This window comes from Neisseria sp. HMSC03D10 (assembly GCF_001807625.1).
Classification (GTDB): domain Bacteria; phylum Pseudomonadota; class Gammaproteobacteria; order Burkholderiales; family Neisseriaceae; genus Neisseria; species Neisseria mucosa.
This window is the reverse complement of sequence record NZ_KV789476.1, coordinates 34,512-43,544: the sequence shown is the minus strand read 5'-3', so window position 1 is coordinate 43,544 and position 9,033 is coordinate 34,512. Positions and strand designations below refer to the sequence as shown.

At 51.9% G+C, this 9,033-nt stretch carries 8 protein-coding genes; 1 reads left to right on the top strand and 7 read right to left on the bottom strand.

Annotated features, from left to right (window positions below; genetic code table 11):
- Positions 1 to 48: 48 nt before the first annotated feature.
- From HMPREF3066_RS00260 to HMPREF3066_RS00230, 7 genes are all read right to left on the bottom strand, one after another.
- A complete protein-coding gene (locus HMPREF3066_RS00260; RefSeq protein ID WP_003742919.1) occupies positions 49 to 276 on the bottom strand; it encodes a SlyX family protein in 228 nt (75 codons plus the stop codon).
- Positions 277 to 1,650 (bottom strand): Na+/H+ antiporter family protein, encoded by a 1,374-nt coding sequence (locus tag HMPREF3066_RS00255; protein WP_070439767.1) that lies wholly within the window; start codon positions 1,648 to 1,650, stop codon positions 277 to 279. It abuts the gene before it with no gap.
- 331 nt (positions 1,651 to 1,981) lie between these two features.
- Positions 1,982 to 3,256: a hypothetical protein gene (locus tag HMPREF3066_RS00250; RefSeq protein WP_039855925.1), complete on the bottom strand. Its 1,275-nt coding sequence runs from the start codon at positions 3,254 to 3,256 to the stop codon at positions 1,982 to 1,984.
- A 148-nt stretch (positions 3,257 to 3,404) separates the two neighbouring features.
- Positions 3,405 to 6,194, bottom strand: coding sequence for a DNA polymerase I (polA, locus tag HMPREF3066_RS00245; protein ID WP_070439766.1), 2,790 nt, complete (start codon positions 6,192 to 6,194; stop codon positions 3,405 to 3,407).
- Between the two features lie 206 nt (positions 6,195 to 6,400).
- Entirely contained in the window at positions 6,401 to 7,189 is a 789-nt protein-coding gene (locus HMPREF3066_RS00240; RefSeq protein ID WP_060975573.1) for a thiazole synthase, read from the bottom strand.
- An 84-nt stretch (positions 7,190 to 7,273) separates the two neighbouring features.
- Entirely contained in the window at positions 7,274 to 7,468 is a 195-nt protein-coding gene (gene thiS / locus HMPREF3066_RS00235; RefSeq protein WP_003684673.1) for a sulfur carrier protein ThiS, read from the bottom strand.
- 30 nt (positions 7,469 to 7,498) lie between these two features.
- Complete coding sequence (locus tag HMPREF3066_RS00230) at positions 7,499 to 7,852, bottom strand: winged helix-turn-helix transcriptional regulator (RefSeq protein WP_003684634.1); 354 nt, start codon at positions 7,850 to 7,852, stop codon at positions 7,499 to 7,501.
- Between the two features lie 104 nt (positions 7,853 to 7,956).
- On the opposite strand from HMPREF3066_RS00230, the gene HMPREF3066_RS00225 reads away from it, so the two are divergent.
- The gene (locus HMPREF3066_RS00225; protein WP_060975574.1) at positions 7,957 to 8,976 is read left to right on the top strand and encodes a zinc-binding alcohol dehydrogenase family protein; all 1,020 of its coding nucleotides are present in this window, start codon (positions 7,957 to 7,959) and stop codon (positions 8,974 to 8,976) included.
- The last annotated feature ends 57 nt before the right edge of the window (positions 8,977 to 9,033 follow it).

Here is a 9,033-nt window from a genome sequence, read left to right as displayed (position 1 = left end):
TTTGGGGTGCAGTTCATTTTTCAGACGACCTTCTTTCATATTTCCGCTTCAATAATGCGGCGGAATTTCATCACGCAGGCTGTAAGGTTCGCGCTCTCCGTTTGCGCCTTTGTCCTGCATTTTCTGATAAAGCAGCCTTAACTGCGCCTGCTGTAAATCCAGCGTCTGCTGCATTTTCGCCACCGTATCGTTCAGGCTGCCGATTAAGTCTTCCTGAAGCGCGGTTTGGATTTCCAGCTCGGTGATGCGGTGTTCCAATTCGTCCATTTCACTCATTTACAGCACCATCGCGGCAATCCAGCCGGCAATCATCAGCGGGATATTGTAGTGGATAAAGGTTGGGATGACGGAGTCGCGGATGTGGTCGTGTTGTCCGTCGGCGTTCAAACCCATGGTCGGGCCGAGCGTCGAGTCGGACGCGGGCGAACCGGCATCGCCCAATGCGCCCGCCGTACCGACGATGGCGACGGTTGCCAGCGGCGAGAAGCCGAGGCTGATACACAACGGCACATAAATCGCGGTAATAATCGGCAAGGTGGAGAAAGAAGAGCCGATACCCATGGTGACCAACAATCCGACAAACAACATGGCAAATGCCGCCATGCCTTTATTGCCGCCGAAAAGTTGCATACTGTGTTCGACCAGCGGTTTGATTTCGCCTGTCGCGGTCATGACTGCCGCAAAACCTTGCGCCGCAATCATGATGAAACCGACCATCGCCATCATTTTGATGCCTTCGCCGAACACATCACTGGCGGCATTTCGGTTCATCACACCGAGCATCATGAAGACGGCAAAACCCAACATCGCGCCCAACACCAGCGAATCTTTATACATCAACTGAATCGCAAAACACACACCGATCGCGATTGCCGCCACCAGACTGCGGTAAGCCGAAGGCTGGGGCTGTTCGGATGCTTCGCGGTTGTCTTCCGTATCGACGGTATTGGTTTGATAAATGCGTGATTTGCGGTAGTGGACAAACGCCGCCAGTAGCCCCGCCACCATACCCAGCGCAGGAATCGCCATCGCGTGCATGACACTGATGTCTTTTACATCCATGCCCGCAGATTTGATGTTGCCCAAGAGGATGTCGTTCAAGAAAATCGCACCGAAGCCGTAAGGCAGGAACATATAAGTCGTCACCAAACCGAACGTAATCACACACGCCACCAGGCGGCGGTCGACTTTCAAACGGTTAAACACCAGCAAAAGCGGCGGAATAATCATCGGAATAAACGCGATATGGATAGGCACGACGTTTTGACTCATGATGCCCATCGCCAAAATAATCAGCAACAGCGTCCATTTCACCGAACTTTCGCCTTTCGCGGCATCCTGACTGTTGTTGAGTTTGCGGATAATGCCACCCGCAAGCTGCTGCGGCAGCCCCGAATAGGTAATCGCCATCGCAAACGCACCGAGCATCGCATAAGACAAAGAAATCCGCGCGCCGCCCTTCAAGCCTTCGTTAAACACGGGAATAATCCCCGACTGCGTTACATTGCCCGCCGTATCCACGATGTTTTCCAGCGGCATTCCCGCCACCAGTCCGCCGACGAACGCACCGACAGTCAGGCTCAATACGACGTGTACCCGCGATAGCGACAACACGAGCATAACGATTACTGCAACCACTACGGCATTCATGCCTTTTCTCCGTTTCAGACGACCTGTCGGCCATCTATTTATATATTAAAAGAAACATCATAACCTAACATGATTTAACACGCTAGGGCAAACCGCCTTTCAGACGACCCGCCCTACCCCGCTGCCTAAAATAAAGGTCGTCTGAAAACAAGTGAAACATGTTTTCAGACGACCTTGGATGGGTTTTGGGTTGCAAGCACCGCGTGCGTGCGTACCGCACACACCCTACACCCGATGCCCAGTTTCAGTAGGTCGGATTCTCGAATCCGACGGCTATTTGAGATGGCAGTGGCTTTTGTCGGATACAAGTATCCGACCTACGGCTTTTTGATTAATTTGTACGCAAAAACGATTTTCCAAAAATATCCAATGAGTTATTAAGATAGCAAACAATGTTACATTGTTTTTCTTGGATTTTATTAATTATAGAATCAGGTGTCTCGAATATACCCTCCATATACCGATAAATTAAATCATATTCTTGGGGAGTATTTTCATCTCTTCCTATATAAATAATCGTCACCAAATCAACTAACTCATTGTAAGTATAATCAGAGAAAAAATCTTGAATTCTTTCCCGTTCTTGTTGCCACGCTTCCCAGTCAATTGTATTTAAACTTAAATTCCTTTCACTTTTGTTATCACCTAATATAGAACCCTCTTTTATTTGAAACTGTTTAAAAAAATCAATAATATCTTTAACTTTATCATTGCTCAAAAACTTAAATGCTATATCTTTAGATATTAAAGATGATAAATAATAATCTTGTTTTATATAATCTATGCATTTATATATTTGCCTCCTAGAAACAAGCTTAAATTTGATTTGTAGTTCATCTAGCAATTCTTGAGTTAGAGCTTCTCCCCATTGATGAAATACAGGTAAAGACTCTGCTAGTTTAGTTAGTTGAAAGTAGGTAAGGAATTGATTTCCTCTATTTTTCTTATAATCATCATGTAAATTTTGAATAAAATGATAAAAATCATCCAATTTTTTATGATTTTTCTCAGCATTTGAAAATAAAAAAAGTATTTGAATATTAGAAATATCTTGTAAATGCCTTTTTGATTCTGTATCTAAAGGATAACGGAAAGTTTGCCCTGTTGGATCAATAGCCCCCCATTGCTGGATATATTCATTCAAAATAGATAAATATGCATCAAATTTTTCATCGAATATTTGTTTTCTATTTATGTATGAATCCATAGACCAAATGGAAAAATTATGTGTAGATATTAATTCCCATAACAAAATAATATTATGATGACTTATATTTAATGATGATGGTTTTCTTAGATTTTTGATTTCATATATAGAAATTATTTTCTCAATTATTGCTTTTAGATATAACTCAATAGAATGCCTAATATTAAAACAAATTGGATATACTAAAATATCCTCTGTAATTTTTATATTTTTTATATCTATTTGATGGGATTTTGAGCTTTTCATTAATTTTAATCGTCTTAATATCTCATTAATCATCAATCTAACTGATTCAAAATATCCTTCTGCATAGTAATCAATTGTAGGATGTCCGTTTTCCCCGACAGCCGCTGTAACAGGATCATCAATTTTATAGTTTACAAAATATGAGTAGTCCATTTTAAATCCTTTGTATTCATACATTCTAATTCGTAGGCCAGATTCTTAAATCCGACAAAGCATCTCAGTTTCTCTAAAAAAGTCGGATACAAGTATCCGACCTACGACCTGAAAAATAATTTTTCAGACGGCCTTTTATTTATTCAAATCAATGCGCTTCTTCCCAATTCTCTCCCACGCCCACTTCTGCCACCAGCGGCACGTTTAGCAGGCCTTTTCCTACATCGGCCATCAGCTCGGGCAGGTTTGTTTTCACTAAGTCCAATTCCGATTCGGGTACTTCCAACACCAGTTCGTCATGCACCTGCATAATCAGTTTGCTTTGTAACAGGTCGTCTGAAAGCCAGCGGGACACGTCTATCATGGCGCGTTTGATGAGGTCGGAGGCGGTGCCTTGCATGGGGGCGTTGATGGCGGCGCGTTCGGCTCCGGCGCGGGCGTTGGCGTTTTTGTTATGGATGTCGGGCAGGTAGAGGCGGCGGCCGAACAGGGTTTCGACGTAGCCTTGGGCGGCGGCTTGTTCTTTGGTGCGCTGCATGTATTCGGCGACGCCGGGGTAGCGGGCGAAGTAGCGGTCGATGAAGGTTTTGGCGGACAGGTTGTCTATGCCCAGCGATTTGGCGAGTCCGTATTGTCCCATGCCGTAAATGAGACCGAAGTTGATGGTTTTGGCATAGCGGCGTTGCTCGGACGAGACGTTTTCGGGAGCGATACCGAATACTTCGGCGGCGGTGCGGCGGTGTACGTCTTCGCCGTTTTGGAACGCGGCGATGAGGGTTTTGTCGCCTGAGAGGTGCGCCATGATGCGCAGCTCGATTTGGGAATAGTCGGCGGAAACGATGACGCTGCCTTGCGGTGCGGTAAAGGCGCGGCGCACGCGTCGGCCTTCGGCGGTGCGGATGGGGATGTTTTGCAGGTTGGGGTTGTTGCTGGCGAGGCGGCCGGTGATGGCGACGGCTTGGGCGTAGGTGGTGTGCACGCGGCCGTCTTTGGGCGAAATCATTTCGGGCAATTTGTCGGTGTAGGTGGATTTGAGTTTCGCCAGGCTGCGGTTTTGCAGGATGATTTTGGGCAGGGGGTAGTCGGGCGCGAGCTGTTCGAGCACGGCTTCGTTGGTGGAAATGCCGCCTTTGGCGGTTTTTTTCAGGCCTTTGGTGGGGATGCCCATTTTGTCGAACAGGATTTCTTGAAGCTGTTTGGGCGAGTTGAGGTTGAACAGCTGGCCTGCGGCGGCGTAGGCTTCTTGTTCGAGTTTCATCAGCTCGGCGCCGAGTTCTGCGCTTTGACGGGCGAGTTCGGCGCGGTCGATTTGCACGCCGTTGCGTTCCATTTCAAACAATACCTGCGCGACGGGCAGCTCCATTTTTTCATACATTTCAAGCTGTTTGGCGTCCATTTGCGCGCGCAGGTGCGCTTCGAGGCGCAGGGCGAAATCGGCGTCTTGGGCGGCGTATTCGGTTGCCTGCCCGATGGCGACGTCGGCAAAACCGATTTGCTTCGCGCCTTTGCCGCACAGCGATTCGTAGGTAATGGTTTCCAAGCCGAGCCAGCGTTCGGACAATTCGTCCAAACCGTGTCCGAGATGGCTCTCGATGATGTAGGAAGCGAGCATGGCGTCGCCGGCAATGCCGTTCAGGGCGATGCCGTAGTTGGCGAAAACGTGTTGGTCGTATTTGAGGTTTTGCCCGATTTTTTTCAGGGCGGGGTTTTCCAAATGCGGTTTCAGACGACCTAATACGTCTTGTAAATCAAGCTGTTCGGGCGCAGCGGTCAGGCTGTGCCCTACGGGGATATAAACCGCTTCGCCTGCCTGGAACGCGATGCTGATGCCGACCAGCGCGGCGTTCATCGCGTCTAGGGACGTGGTTTCCGTATCAATACCGATTTTGTCCACTTGCGACAGTTTGTCCAACAAAGCGGCAAACTGCGCTTCGGTGGTAACGGCTTGATAATCCAGCTTTTCGGGTGCAACGGCTTTTTCAGGTAGCCTTTCAGACGACGTTTCCATGTCCAACGCCGCCTGTTCGCCTATCGTATCGCTGCCGAACAAATCGCCGTCCGCCGCTTCGTGCATACGGCTTTCCGCTTCTTTTAGCCAAGTGCGGAAGCCCCAGCGTTTGAAATCGACCGCAAGCTGCGACCATTTCGGCGAAGTGCGGCGCAGGCTTTCGAGGCCGTCTGAAAGCTCGGTGTGCAAGTCCACATCGGTTTTAATCGTTACCAAATCATACGACAGCGGCAGTTGGGGCAGCGCGGCTTGCAGGTTTTCGCCGACCTTGCCCTTGATTTCCGCAGCGTGTTCCATCACACCAGCCAGCGAGCCGTAGGCTTCCAGCCACTTCACTGCCGTTTTCGGGCCGCATTTCTCCACGCCCGGCACATTGTCCACCTTGTCGCCCATCAGCGCGAGATAATCGCGGATTTGGTCGGGGCGCACGCCGAATTTTTCCTTCACGCCTTCAATATCCAGCGTCTCGCCGCTCATCGTGTTCACCAGCGTAACGCGCTCGTTCACCAGCTGCGCCATATCCTTATCGCCGGTGGATACCACCACATTCCAACCTGCTTCGCCGGCCATCGCCGCCAGCGTACCGATAACGTCGTCCGCTTCGACTTGCGGAATCACCAGCACCGGCCAGCCCATCAGCCGCACCAAATCCGGCAAGGCTTCCGCCTGCGGGCGCAAATCGTCCGGCATCGGCGGGCGCGTCGCCTTATAGTCGGGGAACATCTCGTGGCGGAAATTCTTGCCCTTCGCATCAAACACCACCGCGCAATAATCGTGCACATAATCCGCCCGCAGCCGGCGCAACATGTTCAACACGCCGTAAAGCGCACCCGTCGGCGCACCGTCAGGTGCGGACAACTGCGCCATCGCGTGATAAGCGCGGTAAAGATAAGAAGAGCCGTCAACGAGGAGGAGAGTGGGTTTGGACATGGTGAACCTGCTTGAAATAAGTGAAAAATAGATGGATGGATTATAAAGGAAAAGACAAGAGGTCGTCTGAAAGCAAGTTTTCATGGCATAACACGTTCCACTCAAAACGCCCTCCCCTTTCTACATCCATACCGTTAGACATTGCCGTAAAAAAGGTCGTCTGAAATTTCAGACGACCTTTTCATATACCCGCAACACGTTATTCATCAATACTCCGCCGAATGCCAAAACGGCTGCCCTACGGTCGGCGTACTCGCTTGCGCTTTGGTGCGCGCTTCAACCGGTTCGGCTTCAAATGCCAGCCGTCCGGATTCGACGGCAAGTGCGAAGGCGCGCGCCATATTGACGGGGTCGCCGCTGCGGGAAACGGCAGTGTTCAGCAATACGCCGTCAAAGCCCCATTCCATCACTTGCGCCGCCTGCGAGGGCAGGCCCAAGCCCGCATCGATAATCAGCGGCGTGTCGGGCAGGCGTTCGCGCAGGACCTTCAGCGCATAGGCGTGAACCGCGCCTAAACCCGTGCCGATCGGCGCTGCCCACGGCATTAACGCCTGACAGCCCGCGTCGAGCAGGCGGCGGCAGGCAATCAGGTCTTCGGTGCAATAAGGCAGCACTTTGAAGCCGTCTTTAATCAGGATTTCTGCCGCTTCGACGAGCTGGAAGACGTCGGGCTGCAACGTGTCGTCGTCGCCGATGAGCTCGAGTTTGATCCAATTGGTTTCAAACACTTCGCGCGCCATCTGCGCCGTCGTTACCGCTTCCTGCACGCTTTGGCAGCCGGCGGTGTTCGGCAGCACCGGGATACCGATTTCTTCCAAAAGCGACCAAAACCCCTGACCGTGCGCCTCGCCGCCGCTTCCCGCGCGGCGCAGCGAGACGGTAATCATCGCGGGTCGGGCGGTTTGGACGGATTGTTTGAGGATTTCGGGGGTCGGGTAGGCCGCCGTGCCGAGCAGCAGCCGTGAAGGGAAAGTTTCTCCGTATAGGGTGAGCATGATGGGTTCCTTTTGTCCTGATTTAAATTTAATCCACTATAACGTTGTTTTGGGGACAGGGGTCGTCTGAAAAGGCAAAACCGCCTAGCCGCCGACCACCGGTCGCACGATATCGACTTTGTCGTTTTCGTTCAAAACCGTTTCCGCATACGCGCCTTTGGCGACGAATCCGGTATTCACCGCGACGGCAAAAGGCTTTTGCGGCGCGGTTTGGGCGATAAGGTCGGCAACGGTTGTGCCGTGAAGTTCGGCGGGTTCGCCGTTTAAGATGATGTTCATGGTTTCTCGATATTTCGTAGGTAAGTTTCTTTATTCGCGATGCGCCTGCTCTTGCTTGAACCCGTCGCCCCATTCCTTCAATGCCGTCAGCACGGGCGCAAGCGTTTTGCCGTAGTCGGTCAGGCGGTATTCCACGCGCGGCGGGACTTCGGGATACACGGTGCGCAAAATGATGCCGTCGGCCTCCAATGCGCGCAGTTGGGCGGTCAGCGTGCGTTGCGACACATCGGGCAGGATGCGGCGGATTTGGTTGAAGCGCAGCGTGCCGTCCGTGTGCAGGCGGTAGAGTATCGTGCCTTTCCATTTGCCGCCGATAACGGAAAGCGCGGCTTCCACCGAGCAGCCTTCGGCGCAGTCGTAGCTTGGGTGCGGTGTGCGTGGCATGGCAGTATCCTTTATGTAACTATCTGAAAAATAAGTGCGTTCTTGTTAATGGTGTGCTTCAGGCGCATGATACACGCTTTCAGACGACCTAACAGGAGAACATCATGAAAGCCATCGGCTTCACCCGCCCTTTGCCCGTTTCCAACCCTGAAGCCCTGCTCGACATCGAAATGCCCGAACCCGAACTGCGGCCGCACGATATTTTGGTTGCCGTGCAGGCGGTTTCAGTCAATCCTGTCGATGTGAAAGTTCGGGCGGCGCATACGCCTGCGGCAGGGCAGTACCGCGTATTGGGTTACGACGCGGCAGGCATTGTTCAGGCGGTCGGTAGCGAAGTGCGGAATTTCAAAGTCGGCGACGAAGTGTATTACGCGGGCGCCATCAACCGCCAAGGTTCGAACGCTCAATTACAAGCGGTGGACGCGCGCATTGCCGCCAAAAAGCCGCGTTCGCTGGATTTTGCCCAAGTCGCCGCGCTGCCACTGACGGCGATTACCGCATGGGAAACGCTGTTCGACCGCTTGGACGTCAACAAACCCGTGGCAGGCGGCGCAAATGTGCTGCTTTTAATCGGCGGCGCAGGTGGGGTCGGCTCGCTTGCCATCCAGTTTCTGAAAAAGCTGACTGACATTCAAGTCATCGCCACCGCCTCCCGCCCCGAAAGCCGCGCGTGGGTGAAGGAATTGGGGGCGGATTTCGTCATCAACCATCATGAAAACATGGCGGAACAGGTTGCCGCGTTAAATATCGGCGCGCCATCGTTTGTTTTTTCCACTAACCATACCGACCGCCATCTGCCGCAAATCGTGGAACTCATCGCCCCGCAAGGCAGAATCGCGCTGATTGACGACCCCGAAACGTTGGACGTGAACCCGCTCAAAGGCAAAAGCCTGTCGCTGCATTGGGAATTTATGTTTACCCGCCCGCTACGCGAAACGGCAGACATCGAACGGCAGGGCGAAATCCTGGCCGAAACCGCGCGGCTGGTGGATGAAGGCATCATCCGCCCGACCGCCACCCAAGTCCTGCACGGCATCAATGCTGCTAACCTGCGCCGCGCACATGAGATGCTGGAACGCGGGGATATGGTCGGCAAACTGGTGGTGGAAGGCTGGGACAACTGAATCCGCCGATTATTTTTACGCCGTTATGCCCGCTTCTGCCTGTATGGCATCCGAAAT

Excerpts from the sequence above, each read along its gene's own strand:
- HMPREF3066_RS00260 (WP_003742919.1), bottom strand. The coding sequence starts at position 276 with ATGAGTGAAATGGACGAATTGGAACACCGCATCACCGAGCTGGAAATC.
- HMPREF3066_RS00255 (WP_070439767.1), bottom strand. The coding sequence starts at position 1,650 with ATGAATGCCGTAGTGGTTGCAGTAATCGTTATGCTCGTGTTGTCGCTA.
- HMPREF3066_RS00250 (WP_039855925.1), bottom strand. The coding sequence starts at position 3,256 with ATGGACTACTCATATTTTGTAAACTATAAAATTGATGATCCTGTTACA.
- polA (WP_070439766.1), bottom strand. The coding sequence starts at position 6,194 with ATGTCCAAACCCACTCTCCTCCTCGTTGACGGCTCTTCTTATCTTTAC.
- HMPREF3066_RS00240 (WP_060975573.1), bottom strand. The coding sequence starts at position 7,189 with ATGCTCACCCTATACGGAGAAACTTTCCCTTCACGGCTGCTGCTCGGC.
- thiS (WP_003684673.1), bottom strand. The coding sequence starts at position 7,468 with ATGAACATCATCTTAAACGGCGAACCCGCCGAACTTCACGGCACAACC.
- HMPREF3066_RS00230 (WP_003684634.1), bottom strand. The coding sequence starts at position 7,852 with ATGCCACGCACACCGCACCCAAGCTACGACTGCGCCGAAGGCTGCTCG.
- HMPREF3066_RS00225 (WP_060975574.1), top strand. The coding sequence starts at position 7,957 with ATGAAAGCCATCGGCTTCACCCGCCCTTTGCCCGTTTCCAACCCTGAA.